We start from the raw sequence: 25,246 nt of genomic DNA, 5'->3' as shown, positions 1-25,246 counted from the left end.
GGGTCTGTCTCCAGCGAAGTCACGTCCAGGTATGTGACCGCCCTTGGATCCTGGTGCTCTTTGGCAGGGGCGGCCTTGTCGGCCGGCTATGGTAGCAAAACCAGCGGCTTGAGGGCAGGGTTGCTCAAAAACCGAGCAAAACAGTCGGGATTGTCTCGAAGCCTGCTTTTGCTTACCATGATGGCATGTCACCTATGGCCGGCCCCGTTGCCGCGTCCGACCAGCGAGAACATCATGAGCGAGATCATCCAGATTACCGACAGCGCCCAGGAATACCTTGCCGAGCTGCTGGCAAAGCAGAACGTCGAGGGCATTGCGGTGCGCATCTTCATCACCCAGCCGGGCACACCCTACGCCGAGACCTGCCTGGCCTACTGCCGGCCCGGCGAAGAAGAGCCCACTGACGAGCGTCTGGAGCTCGACAAGATCGCCGTGCTGCTCGACAAGAACAGCATCCCTTTCCTCGAAGAAGCGGTGGTCGACTTCAACGCCGACCGCATGGGTGGGCAGCTCACCATCAAGGCGCCCAACGCCAAGATGCCCAAGGTCAACGCCGACAGCCCGCTCGAGGATCGCGTCAATTATATCCTCTACAGCGAGATCAATCCGGGCCTTGCCGCCCACGGCGGCGAGATCAAGCTGGTCGAACTGACCGAAGATCAGGTCGCGGTTCTGGCCTTCGGCGGCGGCTGCCAGGGCTGTGCTGCGGTCGACTTGACGCTCAAGGAAGGGGTGGAGAAAACCCTGATGGAGCGCATCCCGGAACTGGCCGGCATTCGCGACGTGACCGATCACACCGACACCACCAACGCCTACTATCGCTGAAATCGGGCTCCATCCGCCCATACCCTTCGCAACAGCACCCTTCGGATAGCAAGCGACGCGCCGCTCGAGGCGCGCCGCCTCATGCTCAACGAACGCTTTCGGAAGGTGCCGTCTCGGCGCCTTTCAGCGTTTCACCTCCTTCTCCTACGCGGCCTTCGTCCGCGCGCCGAGCGACGCCTTCCTCGACGGGCTGCCAGGTGCGCCGCATGAGTTCGGCGTCCTGGGTGCGCAGCCGGGCCGCCTGCTCTTCGATGTGGCGCTTCTGGTCCTCGATGCGCGCCTGCAGCAGCGACTGTTCGTGGCGCAGCGTATCGATACGCTCTTCGGCGCGACTCCTCGCCCACTGGGTCTCGCGGTGCTGCTTCTCCTCGCGGCCCAGCGCAGCCTGGGTCTCGTGCAGCTGACGCTGCAGGTTCTCCTGACGCTTCTCCAACTGCTGGGTCGCGGCATCGTAGCGCTTTTCGGCCGCCACTCGCTCCTGGCGCGCCTCATCCAGCAGCGTCATCAGGCGCGCTTCGGCGGCCTCATGGCGCTGCTCCTCCTGATTGAGGCGAGCCAAGTGCTGCGCATCACGGTCGGCCAGGGCCTGCTGATGCGCCTGAGCCTGCTGCTCGCTTTCCTGCTGTAGCTTGTCGAGCTGCTGCAGGGCACGACTCAGACGCTCCTCGAACTGGCGAGCGCGCTCCTGCCACTGATCGCGCTCGGCCTCGACCCGCGCCAGGGCGGCGCTACGCGCCTCCAGCCGCTGCTCGGTACCCGCCACGTGAGCGGAGAGGGCGGCTTCGCGCTGCTCGGCATCCTCGACCTGCCGCTGCGCCTCCTGCATGGCTTCCTGCGCCTCGGCAACACGGCGGTCGGCGCGCTCGCGATACTCCGCCAGCGCCTCGCCGGCTGCCTCCTGGGCCTTGTGCCAGAGGGTTTCCGCCAAGCGCTGCACTGGCTCGGGCATGGCTTGCGACGCAGGCGGCTCGCGGCTGCTTTCCCGCCGCAAGCGCCATTCGCGCAGATGATCGCTGATAGTGGTGAAGCTACCGGTACCCAACACTTCGCGAATCTTCTGCACGCTGGGGGCTTCTCCCCGCGCCTGCAGGGATTCGATGGCGCCCAGTACATCCTCGTATTGCACACCGCTGCGTGCCATGTCGATCTCCTTGATGGTGTGGCTGCTGCTCCATGCATCACGCGGCGGGCGACGCTTGTTCTTGCTCTGCCATGCGCCCGCTTGAGTGGTTCAAGCATAGCCGTTTTCCCGGCTGCGGGGAAGGAAATTACATTTTATGTATTACGTAATTTACATTACGTTATTAATCAAAATTCATGATTACCCGTCTTATCTTGAAAAAATGATCGATATGTCTGACCCTGAACGCTCAGGGAATGGGATAAGGGCCCATCAGGATGTCGAGCGAGACAAGCAGGGCAGAGGCGGGCTCACAGCCCGAACCGCAATCAAGCGAGGTAGCGCCCATTGGCGGACTGATGCCCGGCCGCCCGCGCGCAGGCCATGTCCATATCGCCGCACACAGCGACACCGAAGCCGTAGCACGCTGGCTTGCCGAATATCGCGACAGTCCGCGAACGCTGCGCACCTATCGCCGCGAGGCCGAGCGGCTACTGCTGTGGCTGGAACGGGAAGGGCGGGGGCTGGCCGAACTGCGCCGTCACGACCTGGATGCCTATGAGGCGTTTCTGGCCGCCCCCACACCGCGCGAGCATTGGGTAGGGCCGCCGCGGCCGCGCCATGCTCCCGACTGGCGCCCGTTCCGCGGGCCGCTGTCGCCCAGCAGTCGGCGGCAGAGCCTGGTGATCCTGCAGGGCATGTTCGCCTGGCTGGTGGAAGCGGGGTGGCTGGCACACAACCCCTTTCGCCTGATGCGCGACAAGCGCCGTCGGCTGAACAACCGCCAGACCGGCATCGAGCGCTACCTGGAGCGGCCGCTGTGGAAATGGCTATGGCAGTGGCTGAACGAGCCACCGACACAGGAGGCCAGCCTCAGGGAGCACTATCTCCACCAACGACGGCGACTGATCTTCGGCTTTGCCTATCTGCTGGCACCGCGTATCGGCGAGATGGCCGCCGCCGAGATGAGCGACTTCTTCCTACGCGAAGGACGCTGGTGGTGGCGCGTGGTGGGGAAGGGCGACAAGCTGGCACGCATTCCCGTACCGCCCGACATGCTGGAGCTGCTGGAGCAGTGGCGGGAAACGCTGGGGCTTTCGCGCCACCCCAAGCCCGGAGAAGCCGGAGCGTTGCTGCGCGGGCTGGACGGCCAGCGCCGCCTGGGTGACAACCAGCTCTACCGGCTGATTCGCAGCACCTTTCACGCCGCCGCCGACGCCCTGCAAACCGAAGCCGGCGAGACGGCTGCCGCTCAGGTGGCACGGCTGCGCGCCGCCACGCCGCACTGGCTGCGCCACACCTCACTGACCCATCAGGCTCAGGCCGGGGTCGAGCTGCGCTACCTGGCCAGCACCGCACGCCACGCGCGGCTCGACACCACGGCGCAATACCTGCACACCGAAGACGAGGAGTGGCATCGTCAACAAGCCGCTCACGGTTTGCCCGGCGGGGCACCCTAACCGGTATAATGACCTTCGAGTCATCACGGGAGGCCACATGACCACCGAAGCCACGGCCGAGCAGGCCCAGCAGGCACTGCTGGAAGAGTTCGAGATGTTCGACAACTGGATGGACCGCTACCAGTACATCATCGACATGGGCAAACAGCTGCCGCCGTTTCCCGAGGAGTGGAAGACCCCGGAACGCAAGATCCAGGGCTGTCAATCCAACGTCTGGATTCACCATCGCCGCGAAGGCGAGGCGCTGCACTTCGACGCGGTATCCGATGCCGCCATCGTTTCCGGGCTGATTGCCGTGCTGATGCGCATCTTCAACGACCGCCCGCCGGCCGAGATCCGCAGCACCAGCCCTCACTTCCTGCAGGATCTGGGGCTCGACAAGCACCTGTCGCCGACGCGCAGCAACGGTCTGCACGCCATGCTGGCAAAGATCTACGAAGTCGCCGAGAGCGAGGCCGCCTGAGGTCTCGCTGCGCGCCGCCCCGCGGCATGGCGTCGCCGCTCCCTGGCCAGTATGCCTTCGGCGTCAAGGCTGGCGATGGCCACATCCGGCTGCGCGGGGATCTCACCCGCCAGCTGCAGCGCCTGATAACGGCCGCAGCACACCCTCAGAAAGGAAGCGAAGTTGGCGGGATCGTGGCCGGCCTCGGCGCACTCCCGCGCCAGCCTGGCCACCAGCTGACTGAGTGACAGTCCGTCACGCCTGCCCACCTCTTCGAGTACCGCCCAGAAGAAGCGCTCCAGACGCACGCTGGTGGAAACGCCATCGATACGCATGGAGCGCGTCTGCGGCTCCCAGAGATCTGCTTCGGCACCGATGAAAAGCCTGCACATGACTCTTTCCCCCTGATCCGGCTCGCGACGATGCCTTCAGCATGGCGCCGGTCGCGAGCCAGGGCAAGGTGGCCAGCACTGACCGTTCAAAGTTCGATACGCGTTCCCAGTACGGCGAGGAACTGGGCCAGCCAGGCGGGGTGAGCGGGCCAGGCGGGCGCCGTCACCAGCTTACCGTCGGTCACGGCATCGTCCACGGCGATATCGGCATAACGGCCACCGGCCAGCTCCACCTCGGGCCGACAGGCGGGATAGGCCGAGCAGGTGCGGCCTTCCAGCACCCGTGCCGCGGCCAGTAGCTGAGCGCCATGACAGATCGCCGCCACCGGCTTGTCTTCGGTGAAGAAATGACGCACCACCTCGATGACCCGCTCATTGAGGCGCAGGTACTCGGGGGCGCGTCCTCCGGCGACCACCAGGCCGTCATAGTCGGCAGGGTCGACGGCGGCGAAATCGGCGTTCAAGGTAAAGCGGTGGCCGGGTTTCTCGCTGTAGGTCTGGTCGCCCTCGAAGTCGTGAATGGCGGTGGCGATACTTTCGCCTGCCCGCTTGTCCGGGCAGACGGCATCGACGCGGTGCCCCACGGCCTGCAGCGCCTGGAACGGCACCATGGTTTCATAGTCTTCGGCGAAATCGCCGCAAAGCAAAAGCAGTCGCTTGGCAGACATGGCGTGTTTCCTCATCGGATCGTTGTGTTGGGTGTGCCATTGAGCAGTCTGGCACGGGCGAACCGGGTGAGGGTGGTAGCGGGCTACTACAGTGGGACGACTACAGCGAGGAAGATGCAGGACGGATGCAAGGGCAGGGTAAGGTGATGGCGGCGGTCGGGCGCACTCTACGCCATCTTCAATGCTTGGTCACGTGCTGCGAGCAGCAGCGATAGTGCTCGTCGAGCTCCGGATCTTCACGGCACAGGCGTTCACTGGGCCCGCCCGGCACGGGGTCGATACCGCCATCGCTGCCGGGATGACAGCGTACGATGCGCTTCACCGCCAGCCAGCCGCCGCGCAACGGACCGTGCACCTGAACGGCCTCGACGGTGTAATGGGAGCAGCTGGGCCAGTAGCGGCAGCGTGGGCCGAGCAGAGGACTGATAACCAGTTGATAGAGCCTGACGAGAGCGATCATCGCCAGCCCCAGGGCGCGCGCCATCAACCCGCCGAGGCGCTGCAGCCAGGCCGCCGGGCGAGCCACGCTCAGCCTTCCTTCGACGGCTTGCCGTACAGGGTGTCTGGATCGATCAGCGGCTCGCTGGTGATCCTCGCTTCGCCGCCCTCCAGCGCTACGTAGAAGCAGCTGCGCCGGCCGGTATGGCAGGCCGGGCCGCTCTGTTCCACCTGCAGCAGCAGGGTGTCGCCATCGCAATCGAGGCTGGCCGCACGCAGATGCTGCTGCTGACCGGAAGACTCCCCCTTGCGCCACAGCTTGCCCCGCGAGCGCGACCAGTAGCAGACACGCCCGCTGGCCAGGGTCTCTTCGAGAGCCTCACGGTTCATCCATGCCATCATCAGCACCTCGCCGCTATCGTGCTGCTGAGCGATGGCCGGGATCAGACCGTCTTGATTGAAGCGCACTTCCGCCAATACGCGCTCGATGGGGAGGCGGGCATCGAGCTCGGCGCGCTCGAGCTGTTTGAAGGTATCGCTCATGACGTTTCCGTAGTGGCTGGCTTGTCGTCTCTTGCCGGCGCGGCAAGGCAAAGGTCGCAGCTGCCCAGGAGTTCGATGGTCTGACGCTCGACGCGAAACCCGAGTTCCCGCGCCCGGGTGCTCAGCTGCGCATTGACGTCATCCAGATGCAGCTCTTCGACGCGGCCGCAGTGACGACAGATCAGCAGTTGGAAGCCGTGAGCATGCTCGGGGCAGGGGCAGGCCACATACGCATTGAGGGACTCGATGCGGTGCACCAGCCCCTGTTCGATCAGAAAATCGAGCGCACGATAAACGGTCGGCGGGCGGGCAGCGGCATGCTCGACGGCGAGCCGGTCGAGTAACTCATAGGCCTTCAGACCACCGCTGGTTGCCGCGATCATCTCGAGCACGCGGCGCCTGATCGGGGTGAAGCGAACCCCACGAAGCTGGCATTGTCTTTCGGCCTGCGCAAGCAGGGCAGTAGCGTCGGTCATGGTAGAGCCGATGTTTAGGGAATGGCATTCATTCTACGTGCTGAGGCTTGCCTCGGCCAGCACGGGCTCAGGAAGCGCCTTGAGTTCGCCATGACGCGCGAAGTGGCGCTGCGAGAAGGCGACTCGCTCCTTGACGCTCACTCCTTCGGGTTGCTTCTCCACCAGGTCCAGACGCGCACGCAACCCTTCGCCATTGGCCATCTGAATGGCCAGGCCGGGGCGGGCATTGAGCTCCAGCAGCATGGGCCCACGGTTGCGATCGATGACCATATCGGTGCCCAGATAGCCAAGCCCCGTCATCTCGTAACAGCCGGCCGCCAGTTCCAGCAGGTTGGACCAGTCGGGAATCCGCAGGCTGGCGAGCTCATGGCCGGTATCGGGATGGTCGCGCCTGGTACGGTCGAACTGGACGCCGCGTACCGCCGTGCCCGTGGCAATGTCCAGCCCCACGCCCACTGCACCCTGGTGCAGGTTGGCCTTGCCGTCGGAAGCCGCCGTGGAGAGACGCATCATGGCCATCACCGGATAGCCGCGGAAGATGATCACGCGAATGTCGGGTACGCCTTCGTAGGTGTACTCGGAGAGCTTCTCGTCGAAGTTGATCAACCCCTCGATCATGGCCACGTCGGGCGTACCGCCCAGCGAATAGAGACCGGAGAGGATATTCGAGACGTGGCGATGGAGATCCTCGATGCTCAGGCGGGCACCGCTGGGCTTGATGAAACTCTCTCCATCGACATGTTCGATGACCAGGATGCCCTTGCCGCCGCTACCCTTGGCGGGCTTGATGACGAACCCCGGATGACCGGCAATCATGCTGCCCAGCGCCTTGACGCCGAACTGGGTGGACACGGTGCCGATCAGCGCCGGTGTGGTGATCCCGTGTTTTTCCGCCAGCAGCTTGGTCTTCAGCTTGTCATCCACCAGCGGGTACAAGCGCCGGCTGTTGTAGCGCCCGATATAGCGGATGTTGCGCCGATTCATGCCGATGATGCCTCGGAGCTTGAGCTGCTTCGGTCGTGCCCACATGGGACTCAATCCTCGGTGACCGGTTTGAAGCGTCGCAGCTCGAGCAGCCGATATCCCGTGTAGTTACCCAACAGCAGGATCAGCGACATGATGATGAGCTGCACGCCCAGGAAGTTGAAGGTGAGATGGCGTATCCAGGGGTTGTTCATGGCCAGGTACGCCAGTATGGCGGTAATGAGGCTTCCGCCGCCTTGAATCAAGACCTCCTTGGGACCCTCTTCCTCCCACAGGATCGACATCCGTTCGATGGTCCAGGCCAGGATGATCATCGGGAAGAAGGTGATCGTCAGGCCTGCATTGAGTCCCACTCGATACGATAGCACCGAAAACAGAGAAATGATCGCGATCACCGTGATGATGACCGCCGACACTCGCGCCACCAGCAGCAAGTTGAGGTAGGAGAGGTAGTTACGTATCACCAGTCCCACCGCCACGATCAACAGAAAACCGATCATGCCGGTTGGCAGAGTCGTCTGAATGAAGGCGAGGGCGATCAACACGGGCATGAAGGTGCCGGAGGTCTTGATGCCGACGATGATGCGCAGGAAAACCACCACCAGAGCCCCGATGGGGATCAACAGGATGGTCTGGAAGAGGGCCTGTTCCTCCAGCGGCAGACTGTGGATCGAGAAGTTGAGCAGGGTATCGTCCGCCAACTGGCTGCGCACCGCCGCCGCTGCCGGTTGATTGCGCGACAGCATCGAGAAGGTCACGCGCGAATTGGTCCCGCCCTGAACTTCGAGCACGGCGCGCCCGCCGGCTTCCCACAGCAGCAGGTTGTCCGGCTGCCCCTGGTCGGCGGTACGGGGATTGAACAGGGTCCAGTTCTGCTCGTCCTCGAACACCATGATCCAGGATGTCAGCGACTGCCGGCGGCGGCCATCCTCGAGCATCAGCCCGCTCACCTCGCGGGCATGTACGCCGGCCTGGTTGAGCAGCCGTACCAGCAGCGGGGTGCGCTCGAATTGGGTCAGCAAAAGACGCGCGTTCTCGCCCTGGCGGTCTTCGCTGAAGTCGCGGATCAACTCGCGGGTGAAGGTGTAGGGGTCGGCGCTGCGCATCCAGGCCCGCTCGATGACTTGGGCGGCGGCGGTATCGTAGGGCCGCTCCCAGCTGATCTCTCGCAGCGGCGGGCGCACCATCTGCTGCTGACGCCTGTCTTCGGTCACCTGCAAGCGCACGGAGTAATAGAGCTGCTGGCTGCCCGTGGCACTGCGAATCGACCACTGCGCGCGGCGACTGCGCTCATCCTGCAGAAACGAGAGGCCGTAGCCCGGCGAGGCCGTATTCTCGGTCAGAATGCGATAGCCACGCTGGTGCGAAGGCAGCGCCAGATCGACCCGCACGGGATCGCCAAGTGCGGAGAAGTCGACGATGGCCTCGACCTCCCAGATCTGGCGTTGCTCACCGGGCGTCCAGGGCACCTCCATCTGAATGTGCCGATGCAGGCTCGTGCCGATGCCAAGCACCATCAGCAGGCCCACGATGAGGTAGAAGGGCAGTCGTGACATGTAGAATCCTTGCAGGTAGGGCAGTCAGGCCACGATCAGCCTTCTTCTTCGTCCCGGTCGTTGATCTGGTCCTCGGCCGCCTCGGAGGCAGGGCGGCCACCGGGGAATTCGGGACGGGGGTGGAGATAGTTCTCTGCCACGTCGATCAGGGCGATGTCCATGAGGAAACGACGACCGAGCAGCACCGGATAGTTGAGGTGAGTACGGTCACTCAGGGTGAACTCCACGGTTTCGCGGATCGGACCCAGCGTCATCATGAGGCTGACGACCGGGCGCGACTCGCTGCCGGCGGCCTGCATGATGCGTACCCGGCGCTCGACCGGGCGCTCGATCCACTCGTCGCGCACATGCTCGACGACGATATCGTTGTCGGTGAGGCCTAGCTTGAAACGCACCCAATCCTCACCGTCGCGCTCGAAGCGAGTGACGTCCGTCGCACTCAGCGAGGAGGTGTTGGCCCCGGAATCGACCCGGGCGCGCAGATAGGTACCCACCTCCGGCAGCCCGATCCATTCGGCACGACCCACCATCTCCTTGGAGGAGAGCGCTTCGCTCAGCTCGTTGTTGCATTCGGCCGGAACAAGGATCGGCTCGTCGCCGCTACGTTGCTCGAGCCGCTCGATGTCGCCACGCAGGTGGCGCAGCGTGACACCCGCATCGCGCAGTTCGGCAAGCAGCTCGGCCTGGTGGCGCTCATGCTGTGCGAAGTGAGCCTCGGTCTGGTCGCAGCGCAAGGCCATGCGTTCCTCGAGCTGGCCGATACGCGCTTCGAAAAGGTCGGGACTCAGTGTGGGCTCAGGCTCGACCTGAGGCCCGGAATTGAGGGCGCATCCGCTGATCAACAACGAACTCAGCAACCAGACGGCGGGGGCGGATAGCGTTCTCGGTTGCATGAAAATCGACAGCCTCCATTTGGACAGCGCATTGGGCGCAGCGACAGTGGGCTTGGCACAATCCCGGGTAACACCGGGGTCTGGGGCGCTTGGGCAATCGCGCCGGGCATGACGGGGGATGATAAGGATTTCGAGGTGGGCTTGTCCAACATCGTAACAGATAGCTGATTTAACATAATATACATTATGCGAACTATCGGGATGCAGAATCACTGCGCTCGGGCGATGCCGTCCTTACCTGTCTCTTTCCTTGATACGCCAGACCCCGGTGCCTTGATACGCCAAACCCCGGGCGTTGGCCGGGGTTGCGGTCTGTACCTGAGCCTTTGAGTCTATCAGGCTTCGTCGGGCGGCGCGTAGGAACCGTCCTCGCGATGCACTTCCTTGCCGGTGATCGGCGGCGTGAACACACAGGCCAGATGCATGGTCTTGTGTGCGCGCAGCAGGTGTTCGTCGTGCTGGTCGAGAACGTAGATGTCACCGGGCTTGATCGGCCAGATCTTGCCGTCGGCCAGAGTCTCCACTTCACCTTCGCCTTCGATGCAGTACACCGACTCGTAGTGATGCTTGTAGTGAATGTGAGTCTCGGTGCCTTCGTAGATCCGCGTGATGTGGAACGAGAAGCCGCCACCATCGCTGGCCAGCACCAGACGCGTGCTGTCCCAGGTGCCGCTTTCCGACTTGACCAGGCGGTCGGTCTTACGCGCTTCCTCGAGATTGCGAACGATCATTGCTCTGTCACTCCATACGATCCATGGACTGGCCGGCTGACACCGCAGCCGGCCGGTTTCTGCCCGTTGCTCGGCGAATCGCCGCTCAACCAAAGACTTCCTTTACGCTGGCCTCGAGGATATCCAGCCCCTCGAGCAGATCCTCGTCGGGAATCGTCAGCGGACACAGACACTTGACCACCTCGCCGGCCTGACCACTGGTCTCGATCACCAGCCCCTTCTCGAAGGCCTTGGCGGTGATCTTGTCGGCCAGCTCGCCGTCGCCCACATCGATGCCGCGCATCAGACCACGGCCGCGCTCGCTGGCATTCACACCCTGCTCGCCAATCCAGGCGGCAATCTTCTGGAAGCGGTCCTCGACCACCCTGCCCTTGCGCTGAACGTCACGCTCGAAGGTGTCGTCCTGCCAGTACTTTCGCATGGCCGCCGCGGCCGTGGCAAAAGCCAGGTTGAAGCCGCGGAAGGTGCCGTTGTACTGGCCGGGCTTCCATTTATCGAGTTCCGGCCGCATCAGCACGTGAGCGAACGGCAGGCCGAAACCGGACAGCGATTTGGAGTTGGTGACGATGTCGGGCGTGATGCCGGCATGCTCGAAGCTGAAGAACTTGCCGGTGCGGCCGCAGCCGGCCTGAATGTCGTCGACGATCAGCAGGATGCCGTGGTCGCGGCAGATCCGCTCCAGACGTTTGAGCCAGTCGAGCCCGGCCACGTTGATACCGCCTTCGCCCTGTACGGTCTCGACGATCACCGCCGCCGGCAGGTCGAGGCCGCTGGAGTTGTCGCCCAGCAGCTTCTCGAAGTAATCGAGCGTGTCAGCATGCTCGCCAAGATAGCCGTCATATGGCATGAAAGCGCTGCCCTGCAGCGGGATGCCACCGGTGGCTTCGCGGAACTTGCGGTTGCCGGTGGTGGCAAGCGCGCCCATGGTCACGCCGTGAAAGCCGTTGGTGAAGGTCACGATGTTGTGCCGGCCCTGGGCTACCCGGGCCAGGCGAATCGCCGCCTCGACGGCGTTGGTGCCGGTCGGGCCCGGCAGATGCACCTTGTAGTCCAGCCCACGCGGCTTGAGGATCACTTCCTCGAGGGTTTCCAGGTAGTCGCGCTTGGCGGCGGTCCAGAAGTCGAGGCCGTGAACGATGCCGTCGCTATCGAGATAGTCCAGCAGCGCCTGCTTCAGGTGCGGGTTGTTATGGCCATAGTTGAGGGTGCCGGCGCCGGCCAGAAAATCGATGTACTCGCGGCCGTCCTCGTCGGTCAGGCGTGCGTTCCTGGCCTTGGTGAAAACCACCGGAAACGAGCGGGAATAGGTTCGGACATTGGATTCGAGACGTTCGAGTGTCTGGGTCTGCATGGTGACCTCCTGTCAGATGATCAGGCGAAAGGCTGCGTGGACGACCGAGCCGCTCGGCCGTCCGGCAATGGGATGGGGATCAGATGCGCCGCGTATCGAAAGGGCCGATACGTACGAGATTCTCGGGGTCGTGCTCGCCGCCGAGTTGATCCGTCGAGAAGTATTCACGGCTGTTGAGGGGTGCCTGCCAGCGATCGGCAAGGCGGCGGAAAAGCCCCCAGGACGCCTGATTGTCAGGCGTGATGGTGGTTTCCAGATGGTGCACGTCGAGCAATTCGGGGCGGCTCATGACGGCTTCTACCAGGCGCCGGGCCAGACCGGTGCCGCGCGCCTTCTCACCCACCGCCACCTGCCACAGGAAATAGGTGTCCGGTGCGTTGCTCTTCACGTAGCCGGAAACGAAGCCGACGATTTCGCCCTCTTCATTGGTGGCAACGGCACAGGTGTCGCGAAATTGGGTCGCCAGAAGCAGGTAGGCGTAGGCGGAATTGACATCGAGTGGCGGGCAGGACTTGACCAGTTCGTAGATGCCCCAGCCGTCGTCTGGGTTGGGTTTGCGGATGAACAGCGGCGAGGCATCGCTACCGACCACGGCATCGGCCACGCTGGGGCGGGCCAGGTCGGCGGAAGGAGTGAAAGGCTGCGGTGTCATGTTCATGGTCAGGTTTCGCTGTAGCGATGTTGCAGCTAATGATAACAGGGCTTAGCGACAAATCAAAACTAGCGTTATGACTGAGGCACAGTTCAATAACAAAAAATTATCAAGATTTTCCAAGCCGTACGCATCGCCTACAACGCGAAGCCGGCCTGGATAGGATCTATCGCAAGTCTAGTCCAGGATTTCACCGGCGTAGGAAATGAAACGGGCCGCCTGAAAAGGCGGCCCGACGTGAGGCACTGAGTGCTTGCAGAGAACGTGCTCGATTGGCGGCCGCTCTAGCGCCTCGACAGCGTGCGCATGGTGACGAATTCTTCGGCAGCAGTAGGATGAATGCCCACGGTGGCATCGAAGTCCGCCTTGGTGAGCCCCGCCTTCACCGCAATGGCGATGCCCTGAATGAGCTCCCCCGCCTCTTCGCCGACCATATGGGCACCGACCACCACGTCGCTGACATCGTCGACGATCAGCTTCATCAGGCAGCGCTCCTCGCTGCCGGAAAGCGTATGCTTCATCGGTCGGAAATCGGTGCGGTAGACGCGAATCGCGTCATACTCCTTGCGCGCCTGCTCTTCCGACAAGCCAACCGTGCCGATGTTGGGATGACAGAACACGGCCGTGGCGATGTTGCGGTAATCCATGGGCTTGGGCGGTGCCTCACCGAAATGCTGGCTGACCAGATGCATGGCTTCCGCCAGCGCCACCGGCGTCAGCTCCGGCCCGCCCGTTACGTCGCCCAGCGCCAGGATGGAGGGCATGGTGGTCTCGAAGCGGTCGTTCACCTTGACGGTACCGTCGGGGTTGAGGGCGATGTCCAGCGCATCGAGCCCGACACCCTCGAGATTGGGCTTGCGGCCGGTAGCCGCCAGCACCACGTCCACCTCCATCGACTCGCCGTTGGTCAGCGTCACGAGAAGCCCGCCCTCTACCTTCTCGATACTCTCGATGTTGGTCTCGAAGTGCAGGTTCACGCCCTTGACGGCCATCTGCTCACGGGTGAATTCACGCACCTCGCGATCGAAGCCGCGCAGGAACAGCTCGCCGCGATAGACCAGGTGCGACTCGCTGCCCAGCCCATTGAAGATGCTGGCAAACTCCACCGCGATGTAGCCGCCGCCCAGCACCAGGAAACGCTGCGGCATGCGCTCCAGATCGAACACTTCGTTGGACGTCACGGCCATTTCGCGACCGGGGAAGTCGGGTACCCAGGGCCAGCCGCCCACGGCCACCAGAATCTTGGCAGCGGTGTAGGCACGGCCATCGACCTCGACGCGGTGAGCATCGACTACCCGCGCCCGGCCGTGAATCAACTCGACCCCGGCGTTGGCCAGCAGACGACCGTAGATCTCGTTGAGGCGTTTGATCTCGCGCACCTTGTTGTCGCGCAGGGTGGCCCAGTCGAAGCGCGGGGCCTGGGGCAGGCTCCAGCCGAACCCTCGGGCGTCTTCGAAGGCGTCGTGAAAATGGGCGGCATAGGAATAGAGTTTCTTGGGCACGCAACCCACGTTCACGCAGGTGCCGCCCAGATAGCGATCTTCGGCAACGGCCACTCTGGCACCGGTTGCCGCTGCGGTGCGGGCGGCACGAACCCCACCGGAGCCGGCGCCAATCACGAACAGGTCATAGTCGAAGTCTGACACGCATTTCTCCTCGTCTAGCCGGGATTGGTGGCATACCCGGTCTGATCGGCAGATCATAACAGTGCAGGTGTAACCCTGTAGAGCGATGCCCCACGTAGAGCGGTGCCCCATGTAGAGTGGTACCTAGGTGCAGCTCCTGGTTGACCGACTCGGGGCATGGCGGTAAAAGGTGCCCTCCCCACTCTCTGACCTTCGGACGGACTCTGCCATGAACCAGGAAATCGACTGCCTGCTGGAAAACAACCGGCGCTGGGCAGAGCGGATGTGTCAGGAAGATGCGGACTATTTCACCCGCCTTTCCCGCCAGCAAAACCCCGACTATCTTTGGATCGGCTGCTCCGACAGCCGGGTGCCGGCCAATCAGATCGTCTCGCTGCCACCGGGTGAAGTCTTCGTCCACCGCAACGTCGCCAACCTGCTGCATCACAACGACATGAACGCCCTTTCCGTGGTGCAGTATGCCGTCGATGTCCTCAAGGTCAGACACATCATGGTGGTCGGTCACTACGGCTGCGGCGGCGTGCGAGCGGCAGTGACGGGCGGCGATTGCGGCATGGTGGATTACTGGCTGCATTCGGTGCGCGAGCTCTACAGCCAGCATCGCCCTTCGCTCGAGGATTTACCGCTGGACCAGCAGGTCGACCGGCTTTGCGAGCTCAACGTGCAGGCACAGGTCAACAACCTGTGTCGCACCAAGATCGTTCAGCTCGCCTGGCAGCGCGGCCAAGAACTTTCCGTTCACGGCTGGATCTACGGCCTGGGCGATGGTCGCATCGCCGATCTCGGCTGTACCGTGGAAGGACTGGATCAGGTGGCCACGCTTTATCGCATCGACCGGCTTCAGGCAGCGTCCGACAGTTGCTAGGCTCTGGCTGAAGCTGACCGGCTCGAAACCGCCCATACCAGGCCTTACACTTGAATCGAAGCCACCAACTGCCGGAACCTGACATGCCCGACGCTCTTGCCCCGCTTCAGAACAGACACCTCGAGGCCCTGGAACGGCGCTACGCCGAGGTGTTGGGCGCCCTGGGGTATGACGGCGTATTGATCTACAGCGGCCACCCTGCCCTGCACTTCGGCGACGACCAGCACGCTAGCTTCTGCAGCTACGGCCATTTCCAGCACTGGACCGGTCAGGCCGGCCTGACTCATAGCTGGCTGCTGGTGAGGCCGGGCCAGCGCACGACCTGCTTCGTGCATGCGCCAGACGACTTCTGGCATCTGCCGCCAAGCCTTCCCGACGAGGGCTGGACCGAATACCTCGAGGTGATCAGCGGTCGCTTCGAGACACCGCCGGCAGTGAAGGCCAGCCGCCTTGCCGTGATCGGCGACATCGATGACGACACGGCTCGCGCCCTTGGCGCCGAGCGCAATCCCCCCGCCCTGCTGATCGCCCTGGATGAGGGCCGGGTACGCAAGAGCGAGTACGAGATCGCCTGTCTGAGCGAGGCCAACCGGATGGCGCTGTACGGCCACCGAGCCGCCCAACAAGCATTCCTGACCGGCGCGAGCGAACTCGACATTCAGCTGGCCTACCTCAAGGCATCGCGACAGCGTGAAAGCGACGTGCCCTACGGCAACATCATCGGTCTCGGCGCCCATGGCGCGGTGCTGCACTATCAGCATTACGCCAATGAAGCGCCGGTGTCGCGCCATAGCCTGCTGGTGGATGCCGGGCACCGTTACCGCGGCTACTGCGCCGACATCACCCGCAGCTGGCCGGGGCCGGACGCCGCCCCCACCTTCGCCGCGCTGATAACGCGCATGCACGACATCAAGCAGCAACTGGTTGCCGCCCTGGCGCCCGGTGTCGAGTTCGTCGCGCTGCACGAGCGTATGCATCAGTTACTGGGGGAACTGCTGGTCGAGAGCGAACTGGTCAGCGCCTCCGCCGAGGCCGCGCTCGAAAGCGGTATCACCCGCGCCTTCTGCCCTCATGGCCTGGGCCATCTGCTGGGCGTGCAGGTACACGACGTGGCCGGACGCATGAGCCGTGAAGGCACGCCTCTGCCACCTCCGCCCGAGCATCAGGCGCTGCGCCTGACCCGGGAACTGGAAGCGGGAATGGCGGTCACCATAGAACCCGGGCTCTACTTCATTCCCATGCTGCTCGGACCGCTGGAGGCAGGCCCCGCGGGTAGCGCCGTGAACTGGCCGCTGGTCGAACGCCTGATGCCTCATGGCGGTATTCGCATCGAAGACAACGTGGCCATCGCCACGAACTCGGTACGCAATCTGACCTTGGAACACGAGTGAGCGACATGCGTGAACGGCAGCAAGAGGCCGACTTTGCTCCGCCGCGCGGATTGAGCAATCCGCACGTTCAGACGCTGCTGCCCCGCTTTCTGCCCCGCCCCCGACTCGCCAGTGACGTCGAGTTATTCGAACTCCCCGACGGCGACTTCGTCGAACTCAACTGGATCCGGCCGATCCCCACCAGCAGCACGGCGCCGATCCTGGTGCTGTTTCACGGTCTGGAGGGCTCGTTTCACTCCCCCTATTCCCGCTGGCTGCTCGCCACGGCCAGCCGCATGGGCTGGCGCACGGTACTTATGCATTTCCGCGGCTGCGGCAGTCAACCGAACCGCCTGCCGCGTGCCTACCACAGCGGCGACACCGCCGATGCCTATTGGTTGATCGCCGAACTTTCGCGACGCTACCCCGGCGCCTTGAAGGTGGCCGTCGGAGTATCACTGGGCGGCAACATGCTGCTCAAGCTAGTGGCGGAACAGGGTGGCAGCGGCCTCGATCTGGCCGGCGCCATCGTGATAAGCGCCCCGCTCGACCTTGCCGCCAGCGCCGATACCCTGCACCAGGGCTTTTCCCGGGTATACGAACGCCATCTACTCAGGGCCCTCAAACGCAAGGTGGCGCCACGGCTGGTGCGCGGCGAGCTGCCGCTGTCGCTGAACGGCGAGGCGCTGCAGCGAATCGACAGCCTGCGTGGATACGACGATGCCGTGACCGCCCCGCTACACGGCTTTCAGGGCGCCGACGATTATTATCGGCGCGCCTCGGCCGGAAGGCTGCTCGGCGACATCGAGCTGCCGACCCTGATCCTGCACGCCGATGACGATCCCTTCATGCCAGCCGGACTGTTCCAGCGCCTACCACAGCCTTCCGCTGCGGTGCATCTGGAAATCACCCACCATGGCGGGCACGTCGGCTTCATGGAATGGCGCCACAAGCGTCTCTCGCCATGGCTGGCCCGACGCCTCGCCCGCGAGCTGGAAGGCTGGGCCAGTCTCGGCGACTCGTGGCGCTCGATCGCCGACCACCGGCTCAGCCGATCGGACAGCTGACTCCGGTTCCCTTCAGCCCGCAGTAGCCGCCCGGGTTCTTGTGCAGATACTGCTGATGGTACTCCTCGGCCGGATAGAAGACATCGAGGGATGCGATCTCGGTGGTGATTTGGCCGCGCCCTGCCTGAGCCAGCGAATACTGATAGACGTCCCGGCTGCGCTTTGCGGCTGCCAGCTGGGCATCGCTGGTGGCGTAGATCGCCGAGCGGTACTGGCTGCCAATGTCGTTGCCCTGGCGCATGCCCTGAGTCGGATCGTGAGCTTCCCAGAACACCTTCAGCAGCGTTTCGACGTCTACCTGGCGAGGGTCGAACACCACCCTCACCACCTCGGCGTGGCCGGTCCTCCCGGAGCAGGTCTCCTCATAGGTGGGGTTGGGCGTCACCCCGCCGGCATACCCCACCGCCGTTACATACACCCCCGGGTGCTGCCAGAACAGACGCTCGGCGCCCCAGAAGCAGCCAAGCCCAACAACCAGATGCTCGTGGCCCTCGGGAAACGGCGGCAGCATCGAGCGGCCGCTGACGGCATGCACGCCGGATATCCGAAGCGGCGTGTCGCGCCCCGGCAGGGCATGAGTCGGATCGATGTTCATGACGTTATCCTCGCAGCAACACGTTGAAGGCGCTCACTGAGCGGGCTCGAGCCGTGGCGGCCGACCGGGCCGGGAGAAGATGTAAACCAGATCGACGGCCTGGGCGGCTCCGGAAACGGCCTGCACGTAGAGATTGCGCCACAGGGTATAGCGCAGCGTAAGCTCCGCGATCGGCGAGAAGATACCGACACCATAGCTGACGCGCAGATCTTCTGTCAGGTAGCCGCTCACGACCACCTGACTGTCGTCGCCGACGCCGGTCGTCTCCAGCGCCAGATCGTCGATGCCGAATGCCTGGCCGATGGCACCGACCACCCCGCCGGTCTGCCCCAATGCCAGGCCCACCAGGGCCGAGGTCAGCGCGCCGTCCGCGTCGCCGTCTCGTGGTGCCCGGCCGCGCAGCAGGTATGACAGTGCCCGCGCTTCGTCCATGGCCGGCTCGGAGAAAATCGCCAGGGTTGGCTCGGCAGCGAAGCCGGTAACGCGCAGCCCAGCAATGACGCCATCTTCGGTGATGTCGGGATTGCGTATGGCTTCGAAGTCGAGCAGCGGCTGATCCGGTGGTCCGCTGAACAGCAGCTGCCCCTGCCGAATCAGCAGATCCTGGCCGAAGGCGCGGAAACGACCGTCAACGAGGTTGACCTCGCCGAACAGCTGCACCGGGCCATCCTGCTGGCGCACTTGCAGAGTGCCGGCCAGGCCAGTTTCCAGGCCCGACGCGGCAAGCATCATGTCCGGTCCCAGATGTAGCTCGATACGCACGTCCAGTTCCATGCCCGCCTCGCGCAGCGCCACGGCGGCGGCTTCGTCACCGCCGGCGGTCGGTTCCAGCTCCTCACGCCGCTGGGCTCGGGCCTCATCGCGCCGGGTGATGATGATCTCGTCTGGACTGGGACTGACTGCCGCCGGCGGCGCCTCGCCGATCTCCAGTCGTGCCCAAGGCACCTGAACGTCGCCCCGCACGCGCAGTGCCTGCGGGGTAATCCTGACGGCGATCTGAGGGGAGACTCGCAGGCGGCCGAACTGCGGCATGCTCACCAGCAGCGGCCGCCGTGTACCGTCAAGGTCCATGGCGATGCGCCACTCGTCGAGCGAGGGCCAACTGGCGTTGCCGTCGATCACCAGGCGCCCGTCGTCGCTGGCGACATAGCCCATCAGGCGTGCACTGTCGCCGTTGAATTCAATGCGAATGCGGCCATCCTCCACGATCAGCGGCACATCCAGCCCCGAAGCGCGCAACCCGGTCAGTTCCAGCGCACCATCCAGGCTGGGGTTGTCACGGTTTCCGGAGATTCCGACCCGGCCGGCCAGGGTACCTTCCAGCATGTCGAGCCCGGCTGCCAGAGTCTGGTAGCGGGACAGATCGAGAGCATCGACGACGAGACTACCGTCAAGCTCTCCGCTGCCCAGCGGGTCGTTCAGATCGAGATTCAGGGCCAGCCGCCCGGCATCGCCAAGGCCCAGGTCGAGAGCCAGCGCCATACGCGCCTGGTTGGCATCCAACTGCACGTCGAGGCGAGTCGCGGGCATCGCCCAGGGCTGCCCATAGATATCCACCCCTTCCAGGTCGAGCTGGCTGGCCAGATTCGCCTCGGCGCTCCACTGCCGACCGCCCTGTCGCCAACCGGCCTGCAGCTGTAGGTCGGTCTCGCCGCTGGCTCGCCAGTCCTCCGGTAGCCACTCGTCGAACATGCTCATGGGCAGCCCGCGCACGGCCAGACTCACTTGGCCCTGGTCGGCGCCGGCCTGCAGCGTCTCCTCCACACACAGGTGTCCGCCCTGCTCTCGACGCAGGCAGAATGGCTGTACCTGAGCCCGGCTCGTCGCCAGATCGAAAGTGAACGTCACGGGATCAGCGAGTCGCATCTCGCCGTAATCGGTATCGACCTCCAATGGATCGATGCGACCACTGTAGCGCTGGCGCTCGGTGGAGAGCCCACCCTCGAGCACCAGCGAGGCACGCGACAGCGGCATGCCCCGCCCGGCAAGCGCGGTCAGTTCGGCCCGATGGGACGACAGCCGGCCGGACAGGGCCAGCGACACCTCGCTGAAACGTTGGCCCCCGGCGCTTAGCTGCTCGATGACGAGATTGCCATCGAGGGTCGGATCGTCCAGCCCCTGGACGCTAGCGGTGAGCTGCAGCGCCTCGAGGCGGTTCTCGGCAAACGCCAGGGTCTGGCCTTGCAGGTCGAGCTGCAAGCGTGGGTTCTCCGGTGTACCGGCGGTGCGGAAGCGACCGCTCAGGCTTCCGCTGAGGTCGTCGTGCAGGCTGCCGAGCTCGGTCAGCGAGATGTCGCCGCTGAGGTCCATGCGCTGCTCGGTAATGGCGCCGGCAGCGGTGATGCGGTTCTGCCCCTGGCGGAAATCGAACTCCTGTACCTGCCAGCGCATGTCACTGTCACCGGCCAGGCGTGCCCGCAGCGACAGCGGCAGCTCCTGCAGCTGACCGTCGATGGCCAGCCGCGGCACCCGCAGCTGCCAGCCTGCTTCGACCTGATTGAAAGCGAGGTCTATATTCCCGCTGAGGCGCCCCTGCATGGCATCGGTGAACTGGCCGGGGTCGAGATTGTCGAGGCGCACGGTGGCATCGAGCGCCAGGCCGTCATGCCATTCGATGCGCCCACGGCTGACCACCGAGGCATTGCCGAGGCTCAGGGAGAGCGGGGTCCAGGCAAAGTGCTCCAGGTCGCCGCTACCGGTAAGTGCAATCCGGGTCAGCGGCACCTCCGGCCCCTCGACCCGGGCCGAGAGTGCCGCGCTGTACTGGTCGAGAGTGCCCGACAGACGCAAATCGAGGTCCTCGATCACATAGGGGTCGTCGAGCGCGTCATCCTCTTCGGCGAAGGCGGCCGCCATCGGCAGCGGCCACTGCAGGAACTCGCTGCGCAGCCTGGCGGAGAAAGGCACCTCAGGATCGAGCACATCGGCCTGGGCGGTCAGTCGCGTGCCCACCGGGCCGCGTGCCACGAGCTCGGCGTCAAGCTCGGCCAGCGTGCCGTCGAGCCTGAGGTCGAGCCGCTGCCCGGCAAGTTCGGGCATCAGCTCCGGCAGCCACAGCGCGGCCTCCAGCCGCGCCTGGAGCGGGTAATCGTCACGCAATTCGATGCGGGCGCCGAGCCTGACGTCGGCGTCCAGGCTGGCGGCTTCCAGAGCAACGATCTCGACCACGTGGCCGCTGGCCTCGAAGGCCAGGGTGAGATGACGCAGGTCATAATCGAGCGGCCCCCGCACCTCGACGTCGTCGAGATGAATGCGCGGCGCCGCTATCGTCAAGGGCAGGACGATTTCCGGCAGTGCGATGCGCTCGCGCTGCGCCAGTGGCTCGTCGGGCTCACCGGCCTCGATCGGCAGCGGTGCCCGAGCAGCGGCCTCGGCGGCGGCCAGTGCCTGAGCGCTCAGCACCGGCGTGCCTGCCGGCGCCTCCAGCGCCAGTTGCTCGGCCCCGCCCGATGGCAGACTGACCTGTAGCCGCTCGAGCCGTGTGGGCAGCAGCGTCAGCCGTTCGCCCTCGGCCTCGATCCCGGTATGCAGTCTGTTCCAGGCAACCTGGGTGCCGTCGCCCAGCCGCAGCACGACATCTTCGATGACCAGCTCGGGGGCCGTGATGTCGAGCGGGAAGTGGAACGGCGCCGGCGCGGTGGCCGCCGGCAGCTCATCGGGAGCATCCGCTGCCGGCGGAGCGGCCCCCTCGCCCGCCCTCTCCTCCACGGCTTCGGGATTGGCGGGCAGCGTCACGTTCAGGCCTTCGGCTCGTGAAGCACCGAGCTGCAGTCCTGAATTCTCGGCCATGGCGGTGGTATCCAACTGAGCGAGTTCGACCTGCGTGCCGTCGGCCAGACTCACCCGGGTATCCACCAGCACCAGTTCGCGCACCTCCATGGGGAACGGCAAACGGATCGGATCGCTCGCCTCGGCCTCGTCCTGGGCCGCTGCTGCGGGCGCTTCGTCAGCGGCCTGTCCCGGCTGCAGCCGTACCCGCCCCCCCTGCATGGCCAAGCGTTCGATACACAGACGCCCCCGCAGCAGGCAGTCATCCGCCCAAACGAGTTCGAGCCGTTCGGCGGCGATGTCGGCAGGACCCGCCTCGATCTGGAACCCATGCAGCACGAGTCGATCCAGCGGCGCCCCTTCGATACGCTCCAACTGATAGAAACCACGCTTGGCCCCTTCTTCGAGCAGCAAGCCGGCCCCCCAGGGTGACAGTGCCAGGCCCAGCACGAGGAAGAGCATGCCGATGGCCACCAGCGGCAGCACGATCAGTAAACGGAGCAGCGACCACAGCAGCAGGCGCATTCTCAGAATTCCGGGCCGATGGCGAAGTGCAGACGCCACGAGTTCTCCTCGTCATCGAAGGGGTGAGCGATATCGAAACGCACCGGCCCGACGGGGGATATCCATCTGACGCCGAGGCCGGCACCGGTATTGAGGGTTTCCGGCCACCAGTCGTCGAAGGCATCGCCGCTGTCGACGAAGGCGGCGCCCCACCAGTTGCCGGAGACACGCCGCTGAAGCTCGGCGCTGCCGACCAGCATCTGCTGCCCGCCGCGCAACAGACCTTCTTCGTTACGTGGCGCCAGAGTCTCGAAGCCGTAGCCCCTTACCGAACGGTCGCCGCCGGCAAAGAAGCGCAGCGAGGGCGGCACCTGGGAGAAGTCATCGGTTTCGATGGCTCCGACCCCCAGCCGGGTGATGAAACGCAGGTCGTCGCCCAGCATGCGGATCCATTCGGTGTTGCCGGTCATGCGCAGAAAGTCGGCATCGGAGCCCCACACGCTGTCCGAATACTCGAAGGTAATGCGCTGGCGATCGCCCCAGGTGGGAAAACGGGGGTCGCGGGTGCGCGTACGCGACCAGCTCACCCCGGGGTAGTAGATGAAAACACTTTCGGCTTCACCCCCCTGGGTGAAGTCCTCGTAGGTAGCGCGCACGAACAGGGTCTGTACCCAGCGGTTGTCGAACTCCCAGCGGCGTGCCGCTTCGATGGTGGCTTCGTTGGTACGCGTGTCCTGATTGTCGCGATGGCGCAGGCCGTACTGGAAGCGATACTGATCGCGCAGCGGGTCGTCGAGCGGCAGCAGATAGGTACCGGTGAATTGTTGCTCCGGCTGCGAGACGAACAGATCGTGTTCGAGGCTGTGCCCAAAGCGGTTGATCCAAGGCTGATTCCAGCCGAAATTCATGCGTGGCCCCACGTCGGTGGCATAGCCGATGCCGGTTTCGAACTGGTGACGATCGGCCGGGGCCAGGGATACGTCGATCGGCATGCTGGGCTGCTCCGGCGCGTGCACCCGTGCAACGGCAGCCAGCGCCGAGGCGGAGAGCCGGGGGCCGGTCGCCAGGGCGGTGCGCGTCGAAGGCACCTGTGGCAATGCGGCCTCGCCCTCGGTCGCCACCGCGTTCCACCACCCTACGGTTGGCGGGGCCAGGGCAAGCTCACGGCGGGCATCGAGCCTTGGCCGTACGCTGACTGAGCTGAACCAGTTGGTCTGCCCGAGCCGCTGGGCATAGAGCGCCACCTGACCGGCAAGATAGGGCTGGCCGGGTTCGAAGGGCGCGATGTTGCGCAAGCGATCTTCGACGATATGGTGGCCGCGTATGGTGATATTACCGAAGGTGTAGCGTCGCCCGCTGTCGAGAGTGAGGTAGAGCCTGGCGCTCTCGTCGAAGGGGCGCACTTCCATGCGTCGGTCGGTGAAAGACCAGTCGAAATAGCCCCGTTCCAGGGCGAGGTTGGCCAACCGATTGCGCATGCGATCCCAGGGCGCATGCTCCAGGGGATCTCCCACCTGGAGAGGCAAGTCATCCACGGTGTCACGAAAAGGCCCGTCGCGGGCAGCGTCGCCCTCGATGCGAACCTCGAGCACCTGCACGACGACCTGCGGGCCGGGATCGATGGCCAGTTCGACGTAACGCGGCGGCTCCTGCTGATCGAGCCGGGGGCTGATACGCGGCTCGTAGTAGCCGTAGACGCGCATGGCCTCGCGAGCACGACGCACCACCACGCCTTCGAGGCGACGGCGGTCGTACTGGGCGGCCTCCAGTTCGCTGAGATAGTGACGAATGTTCTCCGCAACCGGGTCCGTCACCCCGTCGACTCGTGCCTCGAGTGCCAGCGCTCCATGCGCCATGCCAAGACACAGGGCCGCCGCCCCCATGCGTGAAATCACGCCTCTTCCCATATTCACGGCTTCCCGTCTTGACTGCTGCCGGCCTGCCCTGGCCCCGGCTATCCTACCGCAGGGCCTCCAGCCCAGCGCTCAGCGACAGCTGCTCCTGGCGCAGCTCGCGCAGTTCCGCATCGATGCCTGCCAGCCTGGCGCGCAGCTCATCGACGACCTGAGAGGTTTCGTCGGCTTCAGCGACAGTCTCGATGTCGCCGGCCAGCGTCTCGAGCCGCTCCTCCAGCGCTGCTTCGCGAGCCTGGAAGGTTTCATCCAAGGCAGCAAGCTGCTGCTCGATGAGCTGCTGGACATGCTCGTCCAGGGCTTCGAGCCGCTCATCGAGCGATGCTCTCATGCTCTGCTGCTCTTCTGCCAGCGCTTCTTGGGCGCTTTGCAGCTCCTCGACATGTTGTACAACACTTTCATCATCTTCGGCCAGTGCATCGATTCTCGCCGCCAGGACCTCGCGCCCCTCTTCGCCTGCCCGCTCGAGCGCATTCAGCGATGAGCGTACCGCACCCAGCAACGCCTCGCGGTCTTCGGCCTCGGTGACTATTCGCTCGACGTTTCCGGAAAGATCATCGACCAGCAGAGCAATGTCGTCGATACGTTCATCGATGGCTTCGAATCGCGAACCGTCCCGCTCACCGACCTGCTGTACGTCGACTTCCAGACTGGCCATCCGTGCCACCAGGGATTCGGCATGATCCATGACCGCCGAGAGGCGCGACTCGAGGCGCTCGAAACGCTCGCCGCGGCCCTCCTCGGCATCGAAGCGGGCATGGACATTGGACATCTCGGCAGTGATCTGGAGCACCTGCGCATTCATTCGCTCACGCTCCTGCCACCCCAGCCAGCTCACCCCAACCAGCATGACCAGCAACAGCAGCACGGCCAATTTCAGCGGCCACAGGCGGGGCTGGGGCGTCATAGGGCGGCGCGGCCTTGTCAGGCTGGTATCAGGATCGGGCACGATGGGACGTCGCTCGGAAGGACGCGCTTCGGGCATGT

At 64.6% G+C, this 25,246-nt stretch carries 23 protein-coding genes; 6 read left to right on the top strand and 17 right to left on the bottom strand.

Features of this window, described 5'->3' with window-relative positions:
- Window positions 1-234 precede the first annotated feature (234 nt).
- Window positions 235-825 (top strand): Fe-S biogenesis protein NfuA, encoded by a 591-nt coding sequence (nfuA, locus tag HOP58_RS10570; protein WP_010628583.1) that lies wholly within the window; start codon window positions 235-237, stop codon window positions 823-825.
- An 85-nt stretch (window positions 826-910) separates the two neighbouring features.
- On the opposite strand, the gene HOP58_RS10565 is transcribed toward nfuA, so the two are convergent.
- Window positions 911-1,966, bottom strand: a complete 1,056-nt coding sequence (locus tag HOP58_RS10565) for a DNA-binding protein (RefSeq protein WP_234260258.1) — start codon at window positions 1,964-1,966, stop codon at window positions 911-913.
- A 338-nt stretch (window positions 1,967-2,304) separates the two neighbouring features.
- Here HOP58_RS10565 and HOP58_RS10560 point away from each other — a divergent pair, with 338 nt between their 5' ends.
- Window positions 2,305-3,405 (top strand): site-specific integrase, encoded by a 1,101-nt coding sequence (locus tag HOP58_RS10560; RefSeq protein ID WP_234260257.1) that lies wholly within the window; start codon window positions 2,305-2,307, stop codon window positions 3,403-3,405.
- 37 nt (window positions 3,406-3,442) lie between these two features.
- Complete coding sequence (locus HOP58_RS10555) at window positions 3,443-3,868, top strand: SufE family protein (protein ID WP_010628586.1); 426 nt, start codon at window positions 3,443-3,445, stop codon at window positions 3,866-3,868.
- Here HOP58_RS10555 and HOP58_RS10550 read toward each other — a convergent pair.
- The 12 genes from HOP58_RS10550 to gorA form a co-directional block, all read right to left on the bottom strand.
- Complete coding sequence (locus HOP58_RS10550; protein WP_010628587.1) at window positions 3,838-4,239, bottom strand: ribbon-helix-helix domain-containing protein; 402 nt, start codon at window positions 4,237-4,239, stop codon at window positions 3,838-3,840. The genes HOP58_RS10555 and HOP58_RS10550 overlap by 31 nt on opposite strands.
- Before the next feature lie 86 nt (window positions 4,240-4,325).
- On the bottom strand, window positions 4,326-4,907 hold the full coding sequence (locus HOP58_RS10545) for a DJ-1/PfpI family protein (protein ID WP_010628588.1): 582 nt from the start codon (window positions 4,905-4,907) through the stop codon (window positions 4,326-4,328).
- A gap of 178 nt (window positions 4,908-5,085) precedes the next feature.
- Entirely contained in the window at window positions 5,086-5,391 is a 306-nt protein-coding gene (yidD, locus tag HOP58_RS10540) for a membrane protein insertion efficiency factor YidD (protein WP_234254112.1), read from the bottom strand.
- A gap of 44 nt (window positions 5,392-5,435) precedes the next feature.
- Window positions 5,436-5,888 (bottom strand): phosphoribosyl-AMP cyclohydrolase, encoded by a 453-nt coding sequence (hisI, locus tag HOP58_RS10535; protein WP_234254029.1) that lies wholly within the window; start codon window positions 5,886-5,888, stop codon window positions 5,436-5,438.
- Window positions 5,885-6,364: a transcriptional repressor gene (locus HOP58_RS10530; protein WP_010628591.1), complete on the bottom strand. Its 480-nt coding sequence runs from the start codon at window positions 6,362-6,364 to the stop codon at window positions 5,885-5,887. The genes hisI and HOP58_RS10530 overlap by 4 nt, the downstream gene beginning before the upstream one ends.
- Before the next feature lie 33 nt (window positions 6,365-6,397).
- Window positions 6,398-7,393, bottom strand: a complete 996-nt coding sequence (locus tag HOP58_RS10525) for an alpha-L-glutamate ligase-like protein (protein ID WP_010628592.1) — start codon at window positions 7,391-7,393, stop codon at window positions 6,398-6,400.
- 5 nt (window positions 7,394-7,398) lie between these two features.
- Entirely contained in the window at window positions 7,399-8,904 is a 1,506-nt protein-coding gene (locus HOP58_RS10520) for an inactive transglutaminase family protein (RefSeq protein WP_234254030.1), read from the bottom strand.
- 35 nt (window positions 8,905-8,939) lie between these two features.
- Window positions 8,940-9,797, bottom strand: coding sequence for an ATP-dependent zinc protease (locus HOP58_RS10515; RefSeq protein WP_234254031.1), 858 nt, complete (start codon window positions 9,795-9,797; stop codon window positions 8,940-8,942).
- A 335-nt stretch (window positions 9,798-10,132) separates the two neighbouring features.
- Window positions 10,133-10,528: an ectoine synthase gene (locus tag HOP58_RS10510; protein WP_010628596.1), complete on the bottom strand. Its 396-nt coding sequence runs from the start codon at window positions 10,526-10,528 to the stop codon at window positions 10,133-10,135.
- A gap of 85 nt (window positions 10,529-10,613) precedes the next feature.
- A complete protein-coding gene (ectB, locus tag HOP58_RS10505) occupies window positions 10,614-11,879 on the bottom strand; it encodes a diaminobutyrate--2-oxoglutarate transaminase (RefSeq protein ID WP_010628597.1) in 1,266 nt (421 codons plus the stop codon).
- A gap of 79 nt (window positions 11,880-11,958) precedes the next feature.
- The gene (ectA, locus tag HOP58_RS10500; RefSeq protein WP_010628598.1) at window positions 11,959-12,537 is read right to left on the bottom strand and encodes a diaminobutyrate acetyltransferase; all 579 of its coding nucleotides are present in this window, start codon (window positions 12,535-12,537) and stop codon (window positions 11,959-11,961) included.
- Window positions 12,538-12,815: 278 nt separating this feature from the next.
- Window positions 12,816-14,177 (bottom strand): glutathione-disulfide reductase, encoded by a 1,362-nt coding sequence (gene gorA / locus HOP58_RS10495; RefSeq protein WP_234260256.1) that lies wholly within the window; start codon window positions 14,175-14,177, stop codon window positions 12,816-12,818.
- A 208-nt stretch (window positions 14,178-14,385) separates the two neighbouring features.
- Here gorA and can point away from each other — a divergent pair, with 208 nt between their 5' ends.
- The 3 genes from can to HOP58_RS10480 all read left to right on the top strand — a co-directional run bounded on the left by can (window position 14,386) and on the right by HOP58_RS10480 (window position 17,479).
- The gene (gene can / locus HOP58_RS10490; protein WP_010628600.1) at window positions 14,386-15,042 is read left to right on the top strand and encodes a carbonate dehydratase; all 657 of its coding nucleotides are present in this window, start codon (window positions 14,386-14,388) and stop codon (window positions 15,040-15,042) included.
- An 83-nt stretch (window positions 15,043-15,125) separates the two neighbouring features.
- Window positions 15,126-16,433 carry a Xaa-Pro dipeptidase gene (gene pepQ / locus HOP58_RS10485; protein ID WP_234260255.1) on the top strand — a complete coding sequence of 436 codons (1,308 nt, stop codon included), beginning with the start codon at window positions 15,126-15,128 and terminating at the stop codon, window positions 16,431-16,433.
- A gap of 5 nt (window positions 16,434-16,438) precedes the next feature.
- A complete protein-coding gene (locus HOP58_RS10480) occupies window positions 16,439-17,479 on the top strand; it encodes a hydrolase (RefSeq protein ID WP_234260254.1) in 1,041 nt (346 codons plus the stop codon).
- On the opposite strand, the gene msrA is transcribed toward HOP58_RS10480, so the two are convergent.
- The 4 genes from msrA to HOP58_RS10460 form a co-directional block, all read right to left on the bottom strand.
- Window positions 17,460-18,074 carry a peptide-methionine (S)-S-oxide reductase MsrA gene (gene msrA, locus HOP58_RS10475; RefSeq protein WP_234260253.1) on the bottom strand — a complete coding sequence of 205 codons (615 nt, stop codon included), beginning with the start codon at window positions 18,072-18,074 and terminating at the stop codon, window positions 17,460-17,462. The genes HOP58_RS10480 and msrA overlap by 20 nt on opposite strands.
- A 33-nt stretch (window positions 18,075-18,107) precedes the next feature.
- Window positions 18,108-22,406, bottom strand: a complete 4,299-nt coding sequence (locus HOP58_RS10470) for a translocation/assembly module TamB domain-containing protein (protein WP_234260252.1) — start codon at window positions 22,404-22,406, stop codon at window positions 18,108-18,110.
- Complete coding sequence (locus HOP58_RS10465; RefSeq protein WP_346657457.1) at window positions 22,370-24,241, bottom strand: autotransporter assembly complex family protein; 1,872 nt, start codon at window positions 24,239-24,241, stop codon at window positions 22,370-22,372. The genes HOP58_RS10470 and HOP58_RS10465 overlap by 37 nt, the downstream gene beginning before the upstream one ends.
- 64 nt (window positions 24,242-24,305) lie before the next feature.
- Window positions 24,306-25,244 carry a hypothetical protein gene (locus HOP58_RS10460; protein WP_010628606.1) on the bottom strand — a complete coding sequence of 313 codons (939 nt, stop codon included), beginning with the start codon at window positions 25,242-25,244 and terminating at the stop codon, window positions 24,306-24,308.
- Between the last annotated feature and the right edge of the window lie 2 nt (window positions 25,245-25,246).

The organism is Halomonas sp. MCCC 1A11062 (assembly GCF_021404355.1).
Lineage (GTDB): Bacteria > Pseudomonadota > Gammaproteobacteria > Pseudomonadales > Halomonadaceae > Halomonas > Halomonas aerodenitrificans.
The sequence above is the reverse complement of the archived record's forward strand: the minus strand, read 5'-3'. Positions and strand labels throughout refer to the sequence as shown.